At 33.8% G+C, this 24,691-nt stretch carries 19 protein-coding genes and 3 tRNA genes; 7 read left to right on the forward strand and 15 right to left on the reverse strand.

What is annotated here, in order from left to right; genetic code table 11:
• Positions 1-7 precede the first annotated feature (7 nt).
• Genes QMA06_RS10950 through QMA06_RS10970 form a run of 5 tightly spaced genes read right to left on the reverse strand, consistent with a single transcriptional unit; the run spans position 8 to position 5,116 of the window.
• A complete protein-coding gene (locus tag QMA06_RS10950) occupies positions 8-580 on the reverse strand; it encodes an HdeD family acid-resistance protein (protein WP_290206893.1) in 573 nt (190 codons plus the stop codon).
• Positions 581-600: 20 nt separating this feature from the next.
• Complete coding sequence (locus QMA06_RS10955; protein ID WP_290206894.1) at positions 601-1,815, reverse strand: ABC transporter permease; 1,215 nt, start codon at positions 1,813-1,815, stop codon at positions 601-603.
• Complete coding sequence (locus QMA06_RS10960) at positions 1,815-2,567, reverse strand: ABC transporter ATP-binding protein (RefSeq protein WP_290206895.1); 753 nt, start codon at positions 2,565-2,567, stop codon at positions 1,815-1,817. The genes QMA06_RS10955 and QMA06_RS10960 overlap by 1 nt, the downstream gene beginning before the upstream one ends.
• A 3-nt stretch (positions 2,568-2,570) precedes the next feature.
• The gene (locus QMA06_RS10965) at positions 2,571-3,788 is read right to left on the reverse strand and encodes an efflux RND transporter periplasmic adaptor subunit (RefSeq protein WP_290206896.1); all 1,218 of its coding nucleotides are present in this window, start codon (positions 3,786-3,788) and stop codon (positions 2,571-2,573) included.
• A 5-nt stretch (positions 3,789-3,793) separates the two neighbouring features.
• Positions 3,794-5,116, reverse strand: coding sequence for a TolC family protein (locus tag QMA06_RS10970; RefSeq protein ID WP_290206897.1), 1,323 nt, complete (start codon positions 5,114-5,116; stop codon positions 3,794-3,796).
• A gap of 376 nt (positions 5,117-5,492) precedes the next feature.
• Here QMA06_RS10970 and QMA06_RS10975 point away from each other — a divergent pair, with 376 nt between their 5' ends.
• Positions 5,493-5,621 (forward strand): hypothetical protein, encoded by a 129-nt coding sequence (locus QMA06_RS10975; RefSeq protein WP_290206898.1) that lies wholly within the window; start codon positions 5,493-5,495, stop codon positions 5,619-5,621.
• A gap of 1,251 nt (positions 5,622-6,872) precedes the next feature.
• Here QMA06_RS10975 and QMA06_RS10980 read toward each other — a convergent pair.
• From QMA06_RS10980 to QMA06_RS10990, 3 genes are all read right to left on the reverse strand, one after another.
• Positions 6,873-6,946, reverse strand: a tRNA-Arg gene (locus QMA06_RS10980).
• A gap of 81 nt (positions 6,947-7,027) precedes the next feature.
• A tRNA-Pro gene (locus QMA06_RS10985) sits at positions 7,028-7,102 on the reverse strand.
• Between the two features lie 50 nt (positions 7,103-7,152).
• A tRNA-Ser gene (locus QMA06_RS10990) sits at positions 7,153-7,241 on the reverse strand.
• 214 nt (positions 7,242-7,455) lie between these two features.
• Here QMA06_RS10990 and QMA06_RS10995 point away from each other — a divergent pair.
• The 5 genes from QMA06_RS10995 (at position 7,456) to pdeM (ending at position 13,854) form a co-directional block, all read left to right on the forward strand.
• The gene (locus QMA06_RS10995; RefSeq protein ID WP_290206899.1) at positions 7,456-8,049 is read left to right on the forward strand and encodes a hypothetical protein; all 594 of its coding nucleotides are present in this window, start codon (positions 7,456-7,458) and stop codon (positions 8,047-8,049) included.
• 95 nt (positions 8,050-8,144) lie between these two features.
• Entirely contained in the window at positions 8,145-9,170 is a 1,026-nt protein-coding gene (locus tag QMA06_RS11000; RefSeq protein ID WP_290206900.1) for a ligase-associated DNA damage response exonuclease, read from the forward strand.
• A complete protein-coding gene (locus tag QMA06_RS11005; protein WP_290206901.1) occupies positions 9,167-10,756 on the forward strand; it encodes an ATP-dependent DNA ligase in 1,590 nt (529 codons plus the stop codon). The genes QMA06_RS11000 and QMA06_RS11005 overlap by 4 nt, the downstream gene beginning before the upstream one ends.
• Positions 10,753-13,206, forward strand: coding sequence for a ligase-associated DNA damage response DEXH box helicase (locus QMA06_RS11010; RefSeq protein WP_290206902.1), 2,454 nt, complete (start codon positions 10,753-10,755; stop codon positions 13,204-13,206). The genes QMA06_RS11005 and QMA06_RS11010 overlap by 4 nt, the downstream gene beginning before the upstream one ends.
• Positions 13,207-13,854 carry a ligase-associated DNA damage response endonuclease PdeM gene (gene pdeM / locus QMA06_RS11015; protein ID WP_290206903.1) on the forward strand — a complete coding sequence of 216 codons (648 nt, stop codon included), beginning with the start codon at positions 13,207-13,209 and terminating at the stop codon, positions 13,852-13,854.
• Here the strand turns inward: pdeM and QMA06_RS11020 are convergent.
• The 7 genes from QMA06_RS11020 to tsaD form a co-directional block, all read right to left on the reverse strand.
• Complete coding sequence (locus QMA06_RS11020; protein WP_290206904.1) at positions 13,851-15,029, reverse strand: THUMP-like domain-containing protein; 1,179 nt, start codon at positions 15,027-15,029, stop codon at positions 13,851-13,853. The genes pdeM and QMA06_RS11020 overlap by 4 nt on opposite strands.
• 7 nt (positions 15,030-15,036) lie before the next feature.
• A complete protein-coding gene (locus QMA06_RS11025) occupies positions 15,037-16,125 on the reverse strand; it encodes an AI-2E family transporter (RefSeq protein WP_290206905.1) in 1,089 nt (362 codons plus the stop codon).
• A 23-nt stretch (positions 16,126-16,148) separates the two neighbouring features.
• Positions 16,149-16,625 (reverse strand): TrmH family RNA methyltransferase, encoded by a 477-nt coding sequence (locus tag QMA06_RS11030; protein ID WP_290206906.1) that lies wholly within the window; start codon positions 16,623-16,625, stop codon positions 16,149-16,151.
• Positions 16,626-16,743: 118 nt separating this feature from the next.
• On the reverse strand, positions 16,744-17,385 hold the full coding sequence (locus tag QMA06_RS11035; protein ID WP_290206907.1) for a DUF4159 domain-containing protein: 642 nt from the start codon (positions 17,383-17,385) through the stop codon (positions 16,744-16,746).
• A gap of 4 nt (positions 17,386-17,389) precedes the next feature.
• Positions 17,390-18,094 (reverse strand): 16S rRNA (uracil(1498)-N(3))-methyltransferase, encoded by a 705-nt coding sequence (locus QMA06_RS11040; protein WP_290206908.1) that lies wholly within the window; start codon positions 18,092-18,094, stop codon positions 17,390-17,392.
• The gene (locus tag QMA06_RS11045) at positions 18,094-18,726 is read right to left on the reverse strand and encodes a peptidylprolyl isomerase (protein ID WP_290206909.1); all 633 of its coding nucleotides are present in this window, start codon (positions 18,724-18,726) and stop codon (positions 18,094-18,096) included. The genes QMA06_RS11040 and QMA06_RS11045 overlap by 1 nt, the downstream gene beginning before the upstream one ends.
• Positions 18,727-18,958: 232 nt before the next feature.
• A complete protein-coding gene (tsaD, locus tag QMA06_RS11050) occupies positions 18,959-19,981 on the reverse strand; it encodes a tRNA (adenosine(37)-N6)-threonylcarbamoyltransferase complex transferase subunit TsaD (protein ID WP_290206910.1) in 1,023 nt (340 codons plus the stop codon).
• Between the two features lie 330 nt (positions 19,982-20,311).
• On the opposite strand from tsaD, the gene QMA06_RS11055 reads away from it, so the two are divergent.
• Entirely contained in the window at positions 20,312-24,667 is a 4,356-nt protein-coding gene (locus tag QMA06_RS11055; protein ID WP_290206911.1) for a translocation/assembly module TamB domain-containing protein, read from the forward strand.
• The last annotated feature ends 24 nt before the right edge of the window (positions 24,668-24,691 follow it).

Genomic DNA, 24,691 nt, shown 5'->3' on the forward strand with positions numbered 1-24,691 from the left:
GTGTTCTTTATTTTAAATTATAGAAGGTGGTTATTTTTTTTAATGTTATAGCAAGCATGATATTAAACAATCCAAGGGCAAAAAATGTGAGCGCAATTAGAATGATAATACCAAATTTACCCACTACAGGATTAAATAATATAATGACAGCCATCAAACCGGTTAATATAGCAAGAACTAAAACAGGTGTTGTTTTAGTGATTTTGAGTTTTTTTGCTTCAGAATTAAAACCTAACAATAAAAACGAACGCAGCAGCAACCATAACCCAAAATAATAAGGGAGCAACATCATTGTAAGTTCTGTGTTCTGAATAAACAGAACACCTACAAATAGACTTATTATACCACTAAAAAAACCTAAAAATTTAAGTTCTGATTTCTGACCAAAACGGCTGTGCAATAATTCGCCAATACCTGCAATGATAAGTGCAATGCCCAAGGCGATCGTTACATATTCGTAACTTTTAAACGGATAGAAAAAGATAATACTTCCAAGGACTATAAATAGTATCCCGAATGCCAAAGGTATCCACCAACTCACTACGTGTTCTTTCAAAAATTTAGATATTGAATATTCCATAGTACTTGTATTTAATTAAGTTATTCATAGCGTAATGCTTCAATTGGATTCAATTTTGCCGCTTTTCTTGCTGGAAAATAGCCAAATGCTATTCCAATAACCGCCGAGAATCCGAAACCAATAGCAATAGCATAGCCTGCTGTGGGAATATAAAAATCGGTAGCTTGGTAAATAATTTGGTTGCCTACAATACCTATGGCAATTCCAACAATTCCACCTGCAGCACTTAAAACAATAGCTTCGGTTAAAAATTGGGTAAGGATATCACTTTCGCGAGCGCCAAGTGCCAATCGTGTGCCTATTTCACGAGTTCGTTCTGTAACGGAAACCAGCATAATGTTCATGATTCCTATCCCACCTACAAGTAATGAAATACTAGCAATAGCCCCTAATAAAATGGTAAGAATATCTGTAATTTCTCCTGTGATTTCGTTGAGCTCTACTTGTGTTGTAATGTCAAAATCATCTTCTTGGTCTGATAGTATTTTGTGAGCTTCGCGTAATAAAATAGTGGCTTCAATTTCTGCATCATCTATTTTATCCTCACTAATTGCCGATGCCATAAATACATTAAAATTGGCATTACCAAAGAGTCTGTTTTGAACTGTAGTATAAGGAGCAACGACCATATCGTCTTGATCGCTACCCATTCCGCCTTGTCCTTGTTCTTCAAGCAAGCCTACAATGGTAAAAGGCACTTTATCTATTCTTATGGTTTTTCCAATCGCGTTTTCGCCACCAAACAATTCTTCTTGTATGGTTTTTCCAATTAAGCACACTTGTTTTGCAAGTTTCACATCCAATTCAGAAAATGCTTCACCTAAAGTGACTTCGCGACTCATAATATCAAAATAATCTTGTGACACACCATATACAATGGTCGTTTTATAACCTTGATTACTTATGGCTTGTCCTCCTGCAACAACCATAGGCGATATTTTCTTTAACCAAACGGAATTATCTCGTAAAATTTCATAATCTTTTTTGCTTAATTCTTTTCCTTTTCTAACAGAAATACCACCACGACGTTCCTGTTTTACTTGAATAATTAACAAATTGGTCCCTAAGCCAGAAATTTGGTCCTGTACTTGTTTTGTGGCACCTTCACCAGCAGAAATAGTCATGATAACTGCTGCCACACCAATGATGATACCCAACATAGTTAATAGACTTCTTGTTCTGTTTTTATAAATGGCTTGAAATGCCACTTTGAATGTTTTAAATAACTGTTTCATCAGACTTGTTTTGCGGTTAATTCTAGTTCACGAAGAGCACTTTCCTTGGTGGTTCTATTTTCTATACGTTCGTCTTTTAGAATTCTACCATCTCTAAAAGTTACCATTCGTTTTGCAAATTGCGCAATATCTGGCTCGTGGGTAATCATGAGAATCGTTTTCCCTGCATCATTAAGACGTACAAATAAATCGGCAATATCAATACTTGTTTTACTATCCAAGTTCCCTGTTGGCTCATCAGCTAATATCAATGTTGGGTCATTAACTAAAGCTCTTGCAATGGCCACGCGCTGTTGTTGTCCACCCGAAAGCTCATTGGTTTTATGATAAATTCGGTCTTGTAAACCTACTTGAATAAGTGCATTTTTAGCCATTTCATCAGGGTTGTCAAAACGTCCTGTTCTGTCGTAAACTAACGGTAAGGCTACATTATCTAAAGCTGTTGTTCTAGATAATAAATTGTAACTCTGAAAAATGAATCCTATTTTTTGATTGCGAATATCTGCCAATTGGTTTTTTGAAAGTGAATTAACATGAACACCATCAAGAAAATACTCGCCAGACGATGGTAAATCTAAACAACCTATAATATTTAAATAGGTTGATTTACCAGAGCCGGAAGCTCCCATTATGGATACAAACTCACCTTGCTTAACAACCAAATCTACATCAGTTAGCGCATGTACTTCAATTTCGCCATTTTTGAATACACGACTCACTTTTTTTGTTTCTATGACTTTCTTGTTTGCCATAATTTAATCTTGAGATTTAATACTATTAACAGCTTTGTTGCCAGATTTTAGAGGTGTTCCGTCTAAAAAACGTGTTATTTCAGATTGTAAACCTGATTTAATTCCTATTTCTACAAACTTAAAATCGAGTTTTCCATCAGGACCTTTATAGAAAAAACCATCAAATTTAGAAGGTAATTTCTTTTTATAATTAGCAGGTGTATATGTTTCATCATTATTTAAAGCGCTTTCAAAATTTTGCTGTAATGAATCTGGTAATAGACGGTTTGCTTTTTCAATTAATAAAGGTTTGATTTCTTCTAACATGTCTTCAGTTGGACGAAAACGAAAAGCGGAATTATTTAATAAAAGTACATTTTTGGCAGTTTCTGTAATAAACTCAAGATTAGCAGTCATTCCTGGTAATAATTTCCCTTCTCTATTATCAACATCAACTACAACTTGATAATTAACTACATTATTAACTTTTATGGGTTGTAATCTAATTTGACTTACATTTCCTAGGAAATAAGTCTCTGGATACGTTTGCACAGTAAACCGTACTTTCATTTGGTTTTTTATATAGCCAATATCACTTTCATCCACATCTGCTAAAATTTGCATTTGGGATAAATCTTCTGCAATAATAAATAAGGTAGGTGTTGAAAATGAAGCTGCAACGGTTTGACCTTCTTCTACACTACGTTCTGTAACTGTTCCGCTAATTGGTGATGTTATTTTAGCATACCCCATGCTTACCTGAATATTTTTTACTGCTGCAGAAGCCGCATCACGCGCGCTTTTTGCCTGCTCGTATGTAAATTTAGAATTGGTAAATTGACGTTCTGGAATGACCTTCTGGTCATACAAATTTTGATCTCGATCAAATTCAGTTTTTGCTTGATTGAGTTGTGCTTTACTCACCGAAAGATTAGCCTTTGCACTGATTAAATTGGTATTGAGCAGTTTTAAATCCATCTCTGCCAAAAGTTGTCCAGCGACTACTTTGTCATTATAATCCACATAAATCCGCTCGATAGTTCCAGAAATCTGCGTACCAATCTCAACTGTATTTATAGCTTCCAAAGTACCTGTACTGGAAATATTGGCTTCAATATCGCCTATTTCGAAAGTGGTATAGGTAAATTCAAGATTTTTGGCATCTAAACGTGGTTTCATAATGAAGTATCCAGCTAATGCTATGATGAGAATTACGGGAATTATCCATTTTAATTTTTTCATGTTGTTTAGTTTAAATCGTTTCCGATAAGTAATTGATAATCGTAAAAAGCGTTTTTATAATTTGAAATGGCTTGAAGCCAACTTAATCTCGATTGTGTGTAAGACAGCTCAGCATCGTTTACTTCTAAAAAAGTACCAACACCTAAGTTGTAGCGTTTTTTTGCGAGTGCAAGTGCCTCGGCAGTGAGTTCCATATTTTCTTTTTGGACTTCGGTTTTTTGAAGTGAAAAGTTGAGGTTCGTCATTATTTCTTGGTAACGCATGCGGTATTGGTCTGTGGCATAAGCCTTCTCTTTTTCGGCGATATCCTTACTGATTTTTGCCTGTTGCACTTTGTTGTTTGTAACGGTTCCATTAAAAATGGGAATGTTTACCTGCAAACCTACCAAACTGGTGTGGACCCAATCGTAATTGGAAACTTCAAAGTCATCCGCTTGCGCCTGATAGACATAATTCCCAACAAAATCTACATTTGGATAATAGGCTGATTCTGCCATTTTTATCTGTGTTTCAGCAATGGAAATATCGAGCTCCAATTGTTTCAATCGGCTGTTGTTTTTGAGCATGCTTTTGATACTTTCGTTCATCAATAATTCCTTTTCCAATATCGAAATGGAATCGGTAAGCTGAACATTTGTGTCAGGCGAAAGACCTAGCACCAATTTCAAAACGTTGGCAGCCGGCACTATGCTGTTTTTCGCTTCTAACAAATTAGTGGTTGCATTGGCTACCTGAACACGAGCCGAAGTAATATCAAATTCTGTTAAAATTCCTTGTTTTACTCGTTTTTTAATGTCTTTTAAAGTTTCCGAAGCATTATTCAATCGGTGTTGTTGCACCATGACCACTTCTTGCGCTATCAAATAATTGAAATAGGCCTTTTTAGTGGTATTGACAATAGATTGTTCCGTGCCTCGTGATACCTCTTGCTGAAAATCTAAGCGATTTTCTGAAAATTGTTTGTTGACAAAATTATATTTTGAAAAAAGGGGCATAGACAGATTTAGGGAAGCACGATAATCATTGTCTGAACCCAATTCGGTGGCAGCACCACTCATTCCAAAACCATTGGGTAAAAAGATCACCTGACGGTCTATGTTCCGATTATAATTGGCGCTTGCCGATAATTTTGGAAGAAAATTACCTTTGGATTCTTTTAAAGCAAATTCTGAAATTTCAAACTGTTTTTGGGATATTGAAATATCTATATTTTGTTGTTTTGCCAAATTTATGGCATCATCTAAAGTCAAGGTGACTTGCTCTTGAGCCTTGATTTGTTGCCCTAACGAAAAGACGAACAATATTATTAATATATGGTAAGACTTCATTTGCTGTGTTGTTTCAAGCAAAATTAGCACAGTAATACATTGAAAATAATGATGTATGTCAGGCGTGATGATGATACAAATCATCTATAAGAAAGAGGTATCTATTCAAAATTTTTACTCTGTTCTCTTTTTTTGAGTTGAGATTTTAGCTTCGTCTAGTCACTACTCAATTATTATTTAATAAAAATTTTAGCATCACGAAATAAGTATCTGAAATACGCAATATTTCATTACAAGGAGTAGAAGTGTATTAATATTTAAGTAGTACGGATTTCAAAATTGAAGACGTAGAAAAGCATTAGGCTAATTATAGAGACAAGCATCTGCTGTATTATCGAATATTATTAAGTCATTATTCAAAATAAAATTTCATATTATGGAAAATTTTAATGTATTACAGCTCGATTTTGATTTTGAAGTCAAACCAGTACTATCAAAGGAAAAAGTAGTAACCCCAACTAAAAAAGAGAATAGCGATTTTGTCTTATATTTTATGGACTGTTAGGCAAGTCCAATTATGGTTTTTAAAAATTTGCATGGCAAGATAACATACCAAAAGACATTTTGGGTAGAATAAAAATGTAACGAATAATCTGTTCTATGATGAAAGAGAATATAGCATCATTAATTGAAAATCTGGCTTTTATCAAGACAAAAAAGCCTCACTTTTTCTAATATGGCTTTTTGTGATCGCACTAGTCCCGACGCTTCAGGAGAACCTAGGGGCATTTCTATCTAAAAAATAGAATGTTCTAACTGTAGAATTCAATTATAAATTGTTTTAATTAACGCGATTTATTGGAAGGTAGAAAGTACTAACATCAAGACATAAAAAAGCCTAACTATATATTTAGTAAGGCTTTCTGTGATTGCACTAGTCCCGACGCTTCAGGAGAACCTAGGGGCATTTCTATCCAAAAAATAGAATGTTCTAACTTTAGAATTCTATTATTAAATGTTTTAATTAACGCGATTTATAGGAAGGTAGAAAGAACTAACATCACGACACAAAAAAGCCTCACTATATATTTAGTAAGGCTTTTTGTGATCGCACTAGTCCCGACGCTTCGGGAGAGCTAGGGTCATTCCTATCTAAAAAATAGAATGTTCTAACTTTAGAATTCTATTATTAAATGTTTTAATTAACGCGATTTATTGGAAGGTAGAAAGTACTAACATCAATACACAAAAAAGCCTCCCTATATATTTAGTAAGGCTTTTTGTGATCGCACTAGTCCCGACGCTTCGGGAGAACCTAGGGGCATTTCTATCTAAAAAATAGAATGTTCTAACTTTAGAATTCTATTATTAAATGTTTTAATTAACGCGATTTATTAGAAGGTAGAAAGTACTAACATCAATACACAAAAAAGCCTCACTATATATTTAGTAAGGCTTTTTGTGATCGCACTAGTCCCGACGCTTTAGGAGAACCTAGGGGCATTTCTATCCAAAAAATAGAATGTTCTAACTTTAGAATTCTATTATAAAATGTTTTAATTAACGCGATTTGTAGGAAGGTAGAAAGTACTAACATCAATACACAAAAAAGCCCAACTATTTCTAGTAGGGCTTTCTGTGATCGTACTAGTCCCGACGCTTCGGGAGAATCTAGGGGCATTTCTATCCAAAAAATAGAATGTTCTAACTTTAGAATTCTATTATTAAGTGTTTTAATTAACGCGATTTATTGGAAGGTAGAAAGTACTAACATCACGACACAAAAAAGCCTCACTATTTCTAGTAAGGCTTTTTGTGATCGCACTAGGATTCGAACCTAGGACCGCCTGCTTAGAAGGCAGGTGCTCTATCCAGCTGAGCTATGCGACCATTAGAGTAAAACTCTAAAAATTCAATAAAAAAATTAGGTGGCAGTTCCGACACTTCGGTAGAATTGCGACCTTAATAAAGTCGGGGTGGCAGGATTCGAACCTGCGGCCTCCACGTCCCAAACGTGGCGCGATAACCGGGCTACGCTACACCCCGAATTGATTATCTAAAATTACTTACAGTCGCATACGCTGTAGTAAAATTTGCGGAGAGACAGGGATTCGAACCCTGGGTAAGTGTTTCCACCTACGACGATTTAGCAAACCGCTCCTTTCGGCCACTCAGGCACCTCTCCAATACATAAAAGAACATTCCTTTAAATGCGGATGCAAATGTAACGCAACATTTTAAAGAACGCAACAATTTTTTTGAGTTTTTTATAAAAATTATATTACCACAATTTAAGTGTATATTTATCAGACATCTATGTGCATCTTAATATGAATTGTATTCAGTTTACCTAAACTCTAAAAACATAAAAATTGCGTTAATCTAACTTTAATCTTAAAATGTCTTACTATAAAAACGATAGAGCTTTCACCGATTTTGTTCACAAACAATTAGCTGTGCCGTTAATCTATGCATCCTTAGGATGGAGTGAAGTACAGTTAAGAAAAGATTATGCCAATTATATTGACATGTTAGATGGCATTGATTATGTTTTTAGAAATGGTGATAATGTAATGAGTGTTCAAGAGCGCTTTAGAGATGAAAAATATAAACAATTTACAGATTTCACTATTCGTTATCGTAGAGATGAAAACAAAAATGAATGCCGACACGAGTCTGAATATTATAAAATGAAAGCCCATTATTTTACTTATGGTATTTTAGACAGTACAAAAAAAGAGATTTCAAAGTCATCGTCGTTTTTGAAATATGCCATTGTGGATCTTAAAAAGGTCTATGAAAAATTAGATTCTAAATCCATTTTTATTTCTGATAACCATAAAAATAAATGTGAGATTGTAGATGGCTGTAGAATTGAATGTCCGATTAAATATAATAGTGATGGGTCCTCTTCATTTTTTCCAATCGATATTTCTTATCTGGTAAAACTATGGGGAAATGATATGATAGTTGACCAACAAGGATTTCTTTAATTTAAATATCACTTCATATGTGTTAATATTTAACGTTATTTTACTAATAAAATTTACACATAATTGATAGCTTGTTGCAGATTTATAGAACATCTATGCAACTCATAAAATTCACAAAAAAGGGAATTTATTGTCCACGAGGCAAATTTTATTTAGACCCTTGGTTTCCTGTTGATTATGCCATAATATCTCATGGACATGCAGATCATGCACGTTGGGGAATGAAAAGTTATTTATGTCATAACGAATCTAAAGCCATATTACAACATCGTATAGGCGCTGATATTAAAATTGAAAGTCTAGGTTATGACGATCCAATACTTATCAATGATGTAAAAGTCAGTTTTCATCCTGCGGGCCATGTTATTGGTTCTGCACAAATCCGATTAGAATATAAGGGTTATGTCGTAGTGTTTTCTGGGGATTATAAAACACAACCTGATTTTATTTCCACACCATTCGAACCTATTAAATGCAACACCTTTATTACCGAAAGTACTTTTGGATTGCCAATTTATAATTGGAAAAGTGAAAAAGAACTACAAGCCGAATTACACCAATGGGTAGAGACCAACAAAACTAATAATAGAACCTCTGTCTTTCTTGGCTACTCTTTAGGAAAAGCTCAGCGCTTAATGTCATTGTTAGATGGAATGGATGATGTTTACGTACATTCTGCTATCCATAATTTGAACGAAGCAATTTCAAATTCAGGTATTCAATTACCAAGAACAACATTATTAGTAAACGACTTCGATAAAAAAGAAATTCAAAATAGAATAATCATAATGCCACCGGGTTTATTGGGTTCAAAATTATTGAAACGCGTGCCAAATGCTGCAACCGCTATTTGTTCTGGATGGATGCAAATACGAGGTAATCGACGTTGGCAATCTGTTGATGCTGGCTTCGCCGTTAGCGATCATGCCGATTGGAATGGTCTACTGTCAGCCGTGAAAGCGACTGAGGCAGAGCAAGTATATGTTACACATGGTTCACAAGCCATTTTTTCTAAATATTTGAATGAGATAGGAATTAAAGCTAATGAATTAAAAACCGATTATGGTGATGAAGCTATGGTAAAAGCGGAAAAGGAATCTGAAAATAAAATTGGAGTATGAAACAGTTTTCAGAACTCATAAGTGCCATCGAGATCACCAATAAAACCAATGCGAAAATTGAAGCTTTGGTCAATTATTTTAAAGTGGCACCAGATAAGGATAAATTATGGCTTATCGCATTATTTACCGGAAAACGACCTTCAAGACCTGTAAAAACAACTTTGATGAAGCAATGGTGCATGGAAATTACCGAATTGCCAGAGTGGCTATTTCTCGAAAGTTACAGTACTGTTGGCGATTTAGGAGAGACGATTGCGTTGCTTTTACCTGATCCAAAAAATCAAATCGATTTGACACTTAGCGCATGGATGTCACAACTCAAAACCTTAAAACCAAAATCAGAAAGCGAAAAAAAGAAATATGTTTTAGAAGCTTGGAATGGTCTTAAACAACAAGAACGATTAATTTTTAATAAATTGATTGGAGGCAGTTTCAGAATTGGAGTATCAAAAAAGACCTTGGTCAATGCACTTGCAAAGCTTACTGAAATTGATGCCAATCAACTGATGCATAGTATTATTGGAAATTGGGATATAGATACCATTTCTTTTGACGAACTCATCAACGGTTCACACATTAATTATGATAATTCCAAACCTTATCCTTTTTGCTTAGCCTATGCTTTGGAAAAAGAATTGCCAGAATTAGGTGAACCAAAAGATTGGATAGTTGAGCAGAAGTGGGATGGTATTAGAGGGCAAATCGTAAAACGAAATAATGAAATTTATATTTGGTCGCGTGGAGAGGAATTAGTCACAGAACAATTTCCTGAATTAGTAGAAACGATTTCTAAATTTAAATATGATTTTGTTATCGACGGAGAAATCTTGGCCATGAAAGATAATTCCGTTCTTTTATTTAATGATTTGCAAAAACGACTTAACCGTAAAAATGTAACCAAAAAATTACTTGATGACGTTCCTGTTGGTTTTTATATTTATGATATTTTAGAATGTAATGATGAAGATATTCGAGTAAAACCTATGATAGAGAGACGTTCAATTTTAGAAGAACTTTTTCATTCTATTGAACCACAACATAATTTAAAATTATCTTTTCTGGTTGATTTTAATTCTTGGGACGATTTATACCCAATTCGGGAAAATTCTAGAGCTATAAATAGTGAAGGTTTAATGCTGAAACAAAAGGCCTCACCATACCATACAGGTCGTAAAAAAGGCGATTGGTGGAAATGGAAGGTAGATCCGCTGACTATAGATGCTGTAATGATTTATGCCCAAAAGGGTAGTGGTCGTCGAAGTTCAAAATATACAGATTATACATTTGCTGTTATAAAAGAGGATAAATTAGTTACCGTTGCCAAAGCATATTCAGGATTAACGGATAAAGAGATTACCGAAATATCGCGATGGGTCAATAAAAATGCGATTGAAAAATTTGGACCGGTAAGAACAGTAAAACCAGAATTAGTTTTCGAAATTGCCTTCGAAGGGATTGCGTTTAGTAAACGACACAAATCTGGTGTAGCTTTACGTTTTCCGAGAATAAAACGTTGGCGAAAAGATAAACCAGTAGAAGAAATTGATACCATTGAAAACGTTAAGAAACTAATCACAGCACCTTGAGTAAATTCAACGAAAGCATAGGTTTACAAATTGTCGAGAATTGGATGGCAGAAAAAGGTCAAAAACCATTTCCATTCCAAAGTCAGACGTGGCAACGTTATAGCAATGGTTTTAGCGGCATGGTGGTGGCACCTACAGGTTTTGGTAAAACTTTTTCTGTTTTTTTAGCGGTTGTTATCGATTATCTAAATCATCCTGAAAATTATCCAAAAGGCTTAAAATTATTGTGGATAAGTCCACTGCGTTCTTTAGCAAAAGATTTAGCAAAAGCTATGACTGAAGCGGTTGATGCTATTGGTTTAGATTGGTCCGTACAAGTACGTAATGGTGATACACCAACTAGTATTAGAAGAAAACAAGAACGCTTAATGCCAGACATATTGTTAACGACTCCCGAAACCATGCATCTTATGTTTTCACAGAAGAAAAATAAACGTTTTTTTAAAGGAGTAAAATGTGTTGCTATTGACGAATGGCACGAATTGTTGGGAAATAAACGAGGTGTTCTTACTGAATTAGCGATTTCACAATTAAGATATTATTCACCGAAACTTCAAATTTGGGGTATTACGGCCACCATTGGTAATCTCGAAGAGGCAAAAGAAGTGTTATTACCTTATGCAGATTTAAAAATCACGCAAATTAAAGCTAAGGAAAGAAAGAAAATTGATATTGTTTCCGTGCTTCCCGATGAGATAGAAGTCTTACCGTGGGCTGGCCATTTGGGAGCGAAAATGGTTGATAAAATTTTACCCATTATTGATGCTAACACCACCACGTTAATTTTTACCAATACGAGAGGACAATCAGAATTATGGTATCAATTATTATTAAACGCCAATCCAGAATTGGCTGGTGTCATGGCTATTCATCATGGTTCCATCGATAAAAAATTACGAAACTGGATTGAAGACAGTATTTCTAGTGGGTATTTGAAAGCTGTAGTTTGTACCTCGTCTTTAGATTTAGGAGTCGATTTTAAACCTGTAGATTGTGTCATTCAAATTGGCTCGGCAAAAGGTATCGCTCGTTTTATGCAGCGTGCTGGCCGAAGTGGACATTCGCCTTATGAACGCTCTAAAATATATTTTGTGCCCACGCATTCCTTGGAATTGGTAGAGGTTTCCGCTTTAAAAACGGCGGTAAAGGAAAACCAGATTGAATCTCGAGAACCGATGGTTTTAGCCTTTGATGTGTTAATTCAATTCATGGTCACTTTGGCGGTTGGACAAGGTTTCGATTCCGAAAAATTATTTCAGCGTATCCTAGAGGTTCATGCTTTTCATTATATCACTGAAGACGATTGGCGGTGGTGTTTGCATTTTATTACCAAAGGCGGAAAAACGTTGAGTTCCTACGAAGAGTTTCATAAAGTGCTACAAGATGAAAATGGTTTGTATAAAGTTAAGAGCAGACGAATAAGTATGTTGCATCGCATGAATATTGGTGCCATTGTAAGCGAAGCTTCTATGATGGTAAAGTATTTTTCTGGTGGATATATTGGTATGATTGAAGAATTCTTTATTTCAAAATTAAAACCCGGTGATAGTTTTATTTTGGCTGGACGCATTTTAGAATTGGTGAAAGTCAAAGATATGACCGCATTAGTACGACGTAGTAAAGCTAAAAAAGCAGTGTCGCCAAGTTGGTTGGGAGGACGATTGCCGTTAACCTCTAACTTAAGTCATTTTTTAAGATTAAAATTGTCCGATGCTTTGGAGCCAGGACGTTTGGAAAAAGAATTACGATTCTTAAACCCTTTAATGATGCGACAGGAATCACATTCGCATATTCCAAAGGCAGATGAGTTTTTAATAGAACTGATAGAAACTAAAGACGGCCACCATTTATTTATGTATCCTTTTGAAGGTCGCTTGGTTCATGAAGTGTTTTCAGCATTGATGGCTTATCGCATCAGTAAATTAAAACCTTTAACTTTCACCATCGCCATGAATGATTATGGTTTTGAGTTATTAAGCGATCAACCTTTACCTATTAATGACGATAATATTTCAGCATTATTAAGTAGAGACAATTTAATGGACGATGTTATTGCCAGCATTAACGCCTCGGAAATGGCATCACGAAAATTTAGAGATATTGCCGTTATTGCTGGTTTAGTAGTGCAATCGCAACCAGGAAATCGAAAAAATAATAAAAGTTTGCAGTCTTCATCAGGATTGATATTTAGAGTACTAGAAGATTATGAGCCCGATAATTTATTATTACGACAAGCTTACGCCGAAGTTTTTAATCAACAATTAGAAGAAGTCCGTTTGCAATCAGCCTTTGAAAGAATTTCGAAAAGTAAAATTATCATTAAACGCGCCAAATCCTTTACACCATTGAGCTTTCCTTTAAAAGTGGATAGTTTGCGTGGCACTATGACCAATGAAAATTTGGATAAACGTATTCAGCGCATTAAAGCGCAAGCCTTCAAAATTGATTAAATGACGCTTATAAAAAAATCCATAGACATAAAAGATGAAGAATTGATTTTAACTAATCAACGCGCTTTATTTTGGAAACGTGAAAATGTCCTTGTCTTATCTGACATTCATATTGGGAAAACGGCTCATTTTAGAAAACATGGAATTCCTATGCCAGATAATATTCTAGATAATGACTTAGAACGTTTAAAATCACTGATTCTACATTTTGAAGCAAAAAATATCTGGATTGTTGGCGATTTATTTCATGCTGAGAACAATGGAAATATGGCTACGTTTAAATCGTGGTTACATCAATTTGAAGATTTAAAAATTACCTTAATTAAAGGTAATCATGATAGGCTCTTAAATGAAATCATGGATGATTTTAATATTAAGGTTGAAACAGAACTGAATGTTCCGCCATTCAAATTTATACATGAACCAACAAATGATAATAACCAATTATTTACAATAGCTGGTCATATACATCCAGGTGTGATGATTAAGGGAAAGGGAAGGCAAAAATTAAGATTACCTTGTTTTCAGGTATCTGATGAGCAACTGATTTTACCAGCGTTCAGTGAATTCACGGGTTTAAACACGCGATTAAAACCTGAAAATTGCGTTAATTTTGCATTCACAGAAACCGCTATTTTTGAATTCTAAATTTTTGAACAAATTAAAATAATTTTATCATTATTTAAGTTGGTAGTGAAAAACAAATACGTTGTTCCGCCGTCTTTTACTTTCAATTTTTTACGGATTTCATTAACCGATAATGGAAAGTTTCGGGTGGTTATATTGGCTTTTGTTATTTTCGTTTTTGAAAAGGTTTTTTTATGAAAAGGCAACACATTGTCAATTTTAAAGCGTCTGCCTGGAAAATCCAAAAGGGTTTCGGAAGTATATAAATGCGAATGCTTATGAAGCTTATCAACATTCAAAAGTTTGCTAATAGCATTGAAACTGCCCGATTTTAAAATGGCTGCATTCGGTTCGTATAAATAGGTGAGTGGCTGGCTGTAATTTGCGGTGACGTTGGATTCATGATTAAAATAAAATTCAAAGTGCTGGGAAGTGTGTTTTTGCAAATTTACGGTCTTTCCTATAACATCGGCTTCGAAATTGCGTTCCAAAATCCAAAGTAATTCCTTAACTTCATTATTAACAGCCACGACATGGATTTCTTTGACGTGCTTTAAGTCAGCCAGTGTTGCCGATATATCCAATAAGGGTGATGTTTTAATCATCACATTTTTGGCGTATTGAAGCAATACTTCTTGGTGTGTTTTTATATTGGGTTCGCAATCGGCAAGTAAAAACACTTTCTGTTTGGAATCATCACGACGAGATGGGTCAATATAAATCCAATCGAAAGGTTGGTCGATGCGTTGCAATGCATCAATACCATTTTCATTTAAACAGTTAATATTTGTAGTATTTAAGATGTCAAAATTATGTGTAACGATTTTTGAAAGCTCAGCGTTAATTTCGCAATGTGTGACGTTTTTTATTTGTTTAGAAAAATATAAAACATCAACACCAAAGCCTCCGGTGAGGTCGATAATGGATTTTCCCGATACTAATTGAGATTTATAATTCGCCGTCCTTTCTGATGAGGTTTGTTCAATATTTAATTTATTTGGGAAATATATATTTTTCGCATTAAACCAAGTCGGTAGTTTCTTTTGGCAGCGATTTTTGGCTTCTATCTGTTCAATAATTAATTTTGAATCAACGCTTTTAAACGGAATCCCTTTTAATAATAATTCAGACGTATTTGAGTTTAAATTATTATTTATAAATTCTTGAATTTCAGTATGTAATAAGTTGTTGTTCAAATCGAAACTATAAGTCTTTAGTTAATTTTTTTACGATGTTATAATCTGATAAAAATTCCTTTAGAATAACTTTGGCTGCAGTATAAGCAGGGACAGCCACGATCATTCCAACGATGCCAAATATTATACCTGCAATAATAATGACTAGGAAGATTTCTAATGGATGGGATTTAACACTTTTTGAAAATATGTATGGCTGACTAAAGAAATTATCGATCAATTGTGCAATAATAAAACCAATCATCACATAAGTAGTTTTAGGTAAAATAACCTCGCTAAAACTCTCACCTAAATTACTAGACATGTTCAATAACAACATTAGAAAACCACTAACTAAAGGCCCCACATACGGCACTAAATTGAGAAGTGCGCACAAAAATGCGATAACTATAGCGTTGTCAATACCAAAAACCAAAAGGATAATTGTATAGATGACGAATAGAATTAATATCTGAAATATTAACCCAACAAAATACCGCGATAGCAAATCTTTTATTGCGGTAATAGAGCGTTTTGAACGTTCCTCATTTCCTGTTGGCACAAAAGTCATAATGCCCTCTTCGAATAGTTTGCTGTCTTTTAAAAAGAAAAATGAAATAAAAAGCACTGAAAATAAACCGATACTAAAACTGCCTAATCCACTAATAAAGTTATTTAGGAAATTTGGAATAATAGCAAAATCGAGCTTAGCAAGTAAATTATAATCTTGTAGAGATTGCTCTATATCAATATGGTTAAATTCAAAATAGGTGATAATTTGATTGTAAAGATTCTCAATATTATCTTGGAGTTGTTCAATATTGAGTAATGCTAAATTATGGCCTTGCTCTACAATCAGCGGAATGAAGAGATCAATTAAGCCCGCTAATAGCCCTAAAAGTAGAGTCATAGTAACTACAACAGCTATGGTGTTACTAAAATTTAGGTGTCGTCTTAAAAATAATATTATTGGTCGTCCAATGAGCGAAACAACCGCAGCTATAGCAATATAAACTATTACGGATTGAATTTTATATAAAAAAAAGAAGACTAGAGCGATAGCTAAAATTATTCCTATAGCTCTTAATATTCCGTTGGCTATTATTTTTGAGTTCATAGGATAAATATACTTAAACTAGACTATAATACATTTTTAAAATTGAGCTGCTTCGTTATTTCATAAAGCGCAATACTCGTAGCTTGTGCTACATTCATACTACTATTGTTACCATACATATTAATATGTACCACTGCATCAACCTGCGTTAAAATTGTATCAGAGACTCCAAAATTTTCATCTCCTAAGATTAATGCTATGGGTTGTGTGGTACGAAGTTGAAACTCAGATAAGGCTTGGCTATTTTTAGTTATTTCTAAGGCAATGAGGAAATAATTATTGGCTTTCAAATCTTTTATTTGCGCTTCAATATCGTTATTTAAGGAATGGTTTACATACTTTTCTGTAGAGCGCGATGTTTTTGCCATGCGTTTACCCAAGGTGATATCGGCACCACAAAATATAAGTTCTTTTATGCCAAAGGCATCTGCTATACGAAACAAACTTCCAATGTTAGGTGCATTAGTTACATTATCACAAATAACTTTAATAGAGTGCATTCGTTTTTTGAAGTTGGTATTATAGTGAGTGAGTTGCAATGGATTTTTTAGGTTATTAATAACGCTTTACGAAGGCTTAGGCAAATCTAAAATCGTAAAACTAGAATAATGGTTCGTTTTAGTTTTCAAAAACATATTTAATAATGTTAGCTCCCATTTTTAAAGCTTTTTCTCTAACATCTTCTGGGTCGTTATGTACTTCTTGATCTTCCCACCCATCACCTAAATCGCTCTCTAAGGTGAATAGTAAAACTAATCTGCTGTCGTGGAAAATTCCAAAAGCCTGCGGTGCTTTGCCATCGTGTTCGTGGATTTTAGGTAAACCGTTGGTGAATTCGAAAGCCGAACTGTATAGGCTATGATTTTTTGGTATTTCTACCAAGTCACTATTCGGAAATACTTTTTTGAGTTCTTTAGTGATATAAGGTTCCATGCCATAGTTGTCATCGATATGCAAAAAGCCGCCAGAGATTAAATAATTTCTCAAATTTTCGGCAGCCTCATCACTGAAAAATACGTTGCCATGTCCCGTCATATGTAAAAAAGGAAATTGAAAAATATCTGTGCTACCGACCTCAACTGTTTGAATGTTTTCGTTGATGTTAGTATTAATATGTTGGTTGCAATATTTTACTAAATTGGGAAGCGCAGTGGGGTTACTGTACCAATCTCCTCCACCTTGGTATTTCAATACGGCAATGTCTTGTGAGAAAAGAAAAATCGTAAAAAATATAAAAAATAATGTAAAACGAAACTTCATCTGATTATTCATTAGTATATGAAACAGAATGACAAGCTGCGATTGCGGCGGTTTCTGTTCGTAAACGTGTCGCACCCAAAGTTACAGGAATATAATTATGTTCCAAAGCCATTTCGATTTCTTTAACGCTAAAATCACCTTCTGGACCAATTAAGATAGTACAATCTGTAGCTGGTTTTAATTGTGATTTTAAAGATTTTTTGTCTGTTTCTTCGCAATGCGCTATAAAAGTTTGACCTATAAAAGTTTGTTTTATAAAATCCTTAAAATTTTTAGGATCATTTAGTATAGGTTTATGATATTGCAGTGATTGTTTCATAGCAGACTGAATGATTTTTTCGAAACGCTCAGTCTTAATTACTTTTCTTTCGCTATGGTCGCAAATAACTGGGGTAATAGTTTCAATACCAATCTCGGTGGCTTTTTCTAAAAACCACTCAAATCGGTCGTTCATTTTTGTTGGTGCAACAGCCAAATGCAAATTGAATTGGCGCTTGGGTTGGTAACTTTTTGAGGTTAATGAAACGATGCACTTTTTAGGTTCTGCCAATGTGATTTTTGCTGTAAATAGCCAACCATTGCCATTGGTGATAGCTAGAATATCGCCTTCCTTTTTTCGTAAGACTTTAGCAATATGCCGACTTTCCTCTTTGTCGAACTTAAAACTGGTATCGTTTTCGGTGATATTTTGGTTATAAAATAACTGCATTACTCAAGGTTTTCAGAAAATTTTAATATTGTAATCTCTTCAATCGGGGTTCTGTTTTCGGTTTTAATAACGAGATAATATTTTTGGTTTTCAATGTCATCAATCGAAAATATATCATTAATATTATGGTTATCATTAAATGCCACATCGTCAAATGCTTTGGACATATCACCAGCTTTTATCCAACCTGTATCTCCACCTTTTTTAGATGTACGTCCGGATGAATAGTGTTTTGCCAAATCCTTAAATCTGTAGCCTTGATTGTATTGTGCTAATATGTTATTACGTTTTGTTTTCGCCACATCGTCAGAAGTCTTAGAAGCATCTATTACAATAATTTTAAACTTAATATAATCGACATCCGCTTTATCAATTACTTTGTAATACGTTTTCTTAAAATCTGATTTGATAATTTTTGTTCCACCTTTTGAGAGGTTAAATAAATCATCTGCTAATCTGGTTTTATGTTTTACTTTATTGAACGTTAATAATTTACCATGCTTTGGTTTGTTTTCTTTTAAGAAGAGAGTAGCTTCATCGGGAGTAGAAATAGAATCTAATTGTTGTTCGAGAGCCATCTGGGAAAAACCGATGCATGGGATAAAAAGTAGTAGCGTAAATAAATTTTTCATGTTGATTGTTTAATTTGGGGTTATCAACTACAAAACAACTAAATTTTAAGATATGATGGAAGTAGAGATAGAAACGATGTTAACAGATGTTTTAACAATTTGAAACAAGATGCACTCAGAGTAATTTTTTTTGAGTCAGTTAAGTAAAGGTTACAAAGAAATCAGCACAATTCATAGCTTCACTGGTTCGCGACTATGTTTGATCTTTTCATATCAATATTCAGTGCATTCACTAAATTTTTAAACGTGCAGTAGCCATGACATCAAAATTGGAGAAATCCTTTTCTAAGTACTTCAAATATCCAACAATGGCTATCATAGCAGCATTATCTGTGGTGTACTCAAACTTAGGGATATAGCTTATCCAGCCATATTTTTGTTCCGCATCTTTTAAAGCTTTTCTAATTCCGGAATTGGCAGACACGCCTCCGCCAATTGCAATATGTTTAATTCCTGTTTGTTTTACCGCTAATTTCAACTTCGCCATTAAAATACCAATTATAGTGTATTGGATAGAAGCGCAAATATCATTTAGGTTCTCATCTATAAAATTCGGATTCTTTTTTACTTCACGCTGTATAAAATAGAGAATGTTCGTTTTTAATCCCGAAAAACTAAAATTTAAACCATCTACTTTTGGTTTGGTGAACTGATAGGCTTTAGGATTTCCAAGTTGAGCCCGTCTGTCTATTTCGGGGCCAGCAGGATAACCGAGCCCTAAAATTTTTCCACTTTTATCGTAAGCTTCACCAACAGCATCATCTATAGTTTCGCCTAAAACATCCATCTCAAAGTAGTTTGTCACTTTTACGATCTGCGTATGTCCACCAGAAATAGTCATTGCCAAGAACGGAAAAGGAGGTTTATTGTGGTTTTCTTCGTCAATAAAATGAGCTAAAATATGCGCTTGCATGTGGTTGACGTCAATAAGCGGAATATCTAATCCGTAAGCTAGAGATTTTGCAAAGGAGGTGCCAACCAACAAAGATCCCATTAAGCCTGGACCTTTGGTAAAAGCTACAGCATTTAATTGCGCTTTAGTAATGCCAGCCTTTTCTATAGCTTGGTGTACTACCGGAACAATATTTTGTTGATGTGCGCGAGAGGCCAATTCTGGCACTACACCACCATATTCGGCATGTATTTTTTGGTCAGCGACAACATTACTCAAAATACGATCGTTACAAAGTATCGAAGCACTAGTATCATCGCATGACGACTCAATGCCGAGGATGTAAATATTTTCTTTTTCCATAGTCGATATTCGGTACAATAATTGTTAATTTTACCAGTTAAAGTCCAATGCTATAAAATATAACGTATTGTTATGCAAAGGTAGTAAAGATTTAATCTGAATTTGGTTATAAATAAAAGGATATTTTTTTGTTTTTAACTAATTGATGACGATTTCAAAACTATTAAAAAGACTATTTTATTAAGCATATTTTAAATTAGTATTTAAACTAAAAAACAGATAAATTCTATCAAACGGATACTCAAAATAATAGGAAAAATAATAGGAATTATCTTGCTCCTGTTTTTTATATTATTTCTAATTTTATCCATACCTGCAGTACAAACTAAGTTGGGTAGATACGTCACAGAATCTGTTAACAACGATTTTAAAACCAATATTAATGTTGGTCGTGTAGGACTTCAACTTAACGGTGATATAGAGTTGAAAGACATACTGATAAGAGATTACAAAAAAGATACGCTAATTAGTGTTGGTGAATTAAATAGTTCAATAATTAGTTTTCAAAACCTTATTAATGGTAAGTTGAATTTTGGAGATATTGACCTTCAGAATGTCATTTTTAATTTAAAAACTTACAAAAACGAAACAGATACTAATTTAGATGTTTTTGTGGCTAAATTCGACAATGATAATCCGAGATTAGGGCCAAGTGAATTTCTGTTTTCGTCTAGTGATGTTTCTATAGAAGGTGGTATTTTTAGATTAATAGACGAAAATTTAGAAGTTCCAAAAATCTTTGAGTTTTCAGAATTAAAAGCCAATACAACTAACTTTTTAATCAACGGGCCTGAAGTTAGTTGTCGTATTAATAAATTAGGATTTAGAGATAGTAGAGGGATTGCCGTAAAGAATTTAATGGCAAATTTTGAATACACATTAGACCATATGAGTTTTGGTGATCTCAATATTACAACAGCACTATCAGAACTAAAAGGTGATTTAAGATTTAACTACAAACGTGAAGATCTTAAATATTTTAAAGACAAAGTAAATGTCGAGGCCAGTTTTAGAGATTCTGACATTTCATTAACAGAACTAAATGCTTTTTTTGATGAATTTGGCACTGATCAACACGCCGTTTTCAATGCAGATTTATCAGGAACTTTAAATAATCTTGAAGCCAAACGTGTTAACGCAAGTACCTCTAACAATACGAGAATAGTTGGAGATATTACTTTTAAAAATCTGTTTAGTAAAGAAGATGACAGTTTTGCTTTACGCGGAAATTTTCAAACGTTAGCCTCAAATTACAATGATTTAATAGCGCTTTTACCGAGATTATTAGGAAACTCAGTGCCTAGTGTAATTTCTAAGGTTGGTAATTTTAATATAAATGGAACCACTTTTATTACGGCAAAACGGGTAGAGGCCAATATAGAAATCGATACAGATTTGGGTTTTATAAATTCCGATTTACAATTAACCAATATCGATAACATTGACAATGCAAATTATATCGGTAATGTTGTTTTAGATGAGTTTAATATCGGAGAATTGATTAATGATCCGTTAGTTAAATCTACCTCACTAAATCTCGATTTAGATGGTAAGGGATTTACTATAGATAATCTAAAAACTAATGTTAAAGGTGAAGTTTTTGTGTTAGATTATAACGGTTATACCTATAGAGATATAACGCTATCGGGCAATCTTGGAAATAAAATATTTAACGGAGTTGTAAAAGCGGAAGACCTTAATTTAAAACTCGATTTTAACGGTCTAGCGGATTTTTCTGAAGATCTCAAAAAGTTCGATTTTAAGGCCAATGTGGGTTATGCTAATTTGAGCGAATTGAATTTTGTAACACGAGACAGTATTTCAGAATTTAGAGGTTTGGTTACCATGTCTGCAAAGGGGACATCCTTAGATAATGCAATAGGTGCAATTAATATAAAGAATACGACTTACAAAAATCAAGATGAGATATATAATTTTCAAGATTTTGATATTATTTCTACCTTTAACGAGGATGAACGTACGATCTCTATAAATTCGCCAGATATCATTCAAGGAAAAATTACTGGGCAATTTAAAATTAAAGATATTTTTGGCTTGGTGGAAAACTCGGTGGGAAGCATTTATACCAATTATATTCCTAATAAAGTCGATTCAGGTCAGTATATAGATTTTAGATTCAATATATATTCTAAAATTGCTACTGTATTTTACAAAGAGCTAACGTTAGGAAAGAACACGTTTATAGAAGGTAGAATAGAAACCGACGAAAAAGGATTTGAACTCACCTTCAATTCGCCTGAAATTAAATTCAAAGATTATTTTGCAAATAATATCAATCTCAGTATTGATAATAGTAATCCTTTATTTAATACCTATGTAGAAATAGATAGTTTGAATGCTGGTATCTATAATGCTTCGCAATTTAGTCTTATCAATGTAACAAAACGCGATACATTATTGTTTAAGTCTGAATTTAAAGGAGGTAAAAATAATGCAGATACCTTTAACTTAAATCTGTTTTATACCATAGATGAAACTAATCAATCCATTGTTGGTATTAAAAAATCGGATGTTAAATTTAAAAGTTATGAATGGCTTCTAAATGCTCAGAAGGATACTTTAAACAAAATTCGCTTCGATAGAAATTTTAACACCTTCGATATATTTCCTATTAAAATAACTCAAGGGGATGAAGAAATTTTGGTATCTGGTAAAGTAAAAGACTCTACCAATAAAAATTTTAATGTCGATTTTAAGGATGTGCAACTCGTTAAAATTACACCACGCATAGACAGTTTAGCATTAAAAGGTGTGGTAAACGGCAAATTAGATGTGGTGCAAAATAATGGAGTATATCTGCCAAAATCTAATGTAGAAATTAGCGGTTTGTTTGTTAATGACTACGATTTAGGAAATTTAAAAGCTAAGATTGAAGGCAACAATTCCATCACTAATTATAATGTCGATGTAACTTTAATTAATGATAATCTAAAATCGTTGGATGCTAAGGGCATGATTGATGTTTCAAACAAAAATCCAACTATTGATTTAGAAGTCGAATTCGAAGAGTTTCTATTAGATCCTTTAAATCCTTTGGGTGAAGGGGTGATAAGTAACATTAGAGGATTGGTTTCTGGTTATGCCAATGTTACCGGAAGTTTAAAAAAGCCAGCAATTTATGGAGAGTTATTATTGGATAGAGCAGGGCTGTCTATTCCTTATCTAAATGTTGATTATGGTTTCGATTTCGACTCTAAAGTATCGCTTAGAGGTCAACAATTTATTTTTAATAATGTGGCCATGACAGATTCTAAATATTTTTCAAAAGGTAGTTTAAACGGTTTTATTGCGCACGATAATTTTACGGATTGGAAATTAGGATTAAAATTAACGACCGATCGACTTTTAGTATTAAATACAGAAGAATCTGAAGACGAATTATATTATGGTACAGGATTTATATCGGGAAGAGCAGAAATAAAAGGACCAACCGACCAACTAGTGATTCAAGTTATAGATGGAAGGACCGAAGCCGGTACTGAGTTTTTTATTCCACTTAATGATTCTGAAAGTTTTGGGGATAACTCTTTTATTCATTTTTTAAGTCCAGCAGAAAAAGCAGCACGATTAAGAGGAGAAATATCACAAGTTATTGAAGTAAAAGGTTTAGAACTCGATTTCGATTTAAATGTCAACCAAAATGCACTTATAGAAATTGTAATAGATAAGGAGGCCGGTAGCACCATAAAAGGTAGAGGCGTAGGAGGTTTAAATTTTTTAATTAATACCAACGGCACGTTTAATATGTGGGGTGATTTTGTGGTATACGACGGTACCTATAATTTTAAGTATGGTGGTGTGGTAGAAAAGAAGTTTAAAGTAGAGCAGGGTGGAAGTATTGTTTGGGAAGGTGATCCTATGGATGCCGAATTGAATTTAAAGGCAATATATGAAGCTAGTGCTAATCCTTCAGTTTTACTAGATAATCCTATTAATCAAAGTATTGATGTTGAAGTCGAAATTCATTTAACAGGAAAATTAGAGCAACCAGATCCACAGTTCGATTTTAGATTTCCTAATGTAAGTTCTACCGTTAAATCTGAGCTAGATTATAGATTGTCTTCTAAAGATGAAAAAGATAATCAAGCATTGATGTTTTTAGCGACAGGTGGGTTTTCTAGTAGTTTAGGCGGTGCCAATTTTACGGGGACGATTTCAGAAAGACTTACAGGCATTGTAAACAATTTATTTGGGTCGAGTAATGGTAATTTAGATGTAGGTATTGATTTTGAATTAGGACAAGATACACCAGAATTGCAAACCAACAATAAGGTAGGTGTAACACTTCAAACTAAAATAAGCGATAAAATATTAGTTAATGGTAAGGTCGGTGTACCATTTGGCAGTGCTAGCCAAACCGTGATTAGTGGAGATGTGCAAATCGATTTGTTGCTAAATGAAGATGGTACTTTAAGAGCCAAAGTTTTTAATAGAGAAAACAGTATTCGAAATTTTGGGGAAGAAATCGGTTATACACAAGGGGCTGGTTTATCATACAATGTTGAATTTGATTCTTTTAAAGAATTAATTCAGATAATTTTTTCTGGTAAGAACCGAAAAGATAAAAAAACGGATAATTCTAAGAATCAAAAGAAAAATGATGACGAGAATTTAATGCCAGATTATATGACCATGAAGGAAAAAAAGTCGAAAACAAAGACTTAAAACCCAAAAAACGTTAGGGTTATT

Source organism: Winogradskyella bathintestinalis (assembly GCF_030407435.1).
GTDB classification, from domain to species: Bacteria; Bacteroidota; Bacteroidia; order Flavobacteriales; family Flavobacteriaceae; genus Winogradskyella; species Winogradskyella bathintestinalis.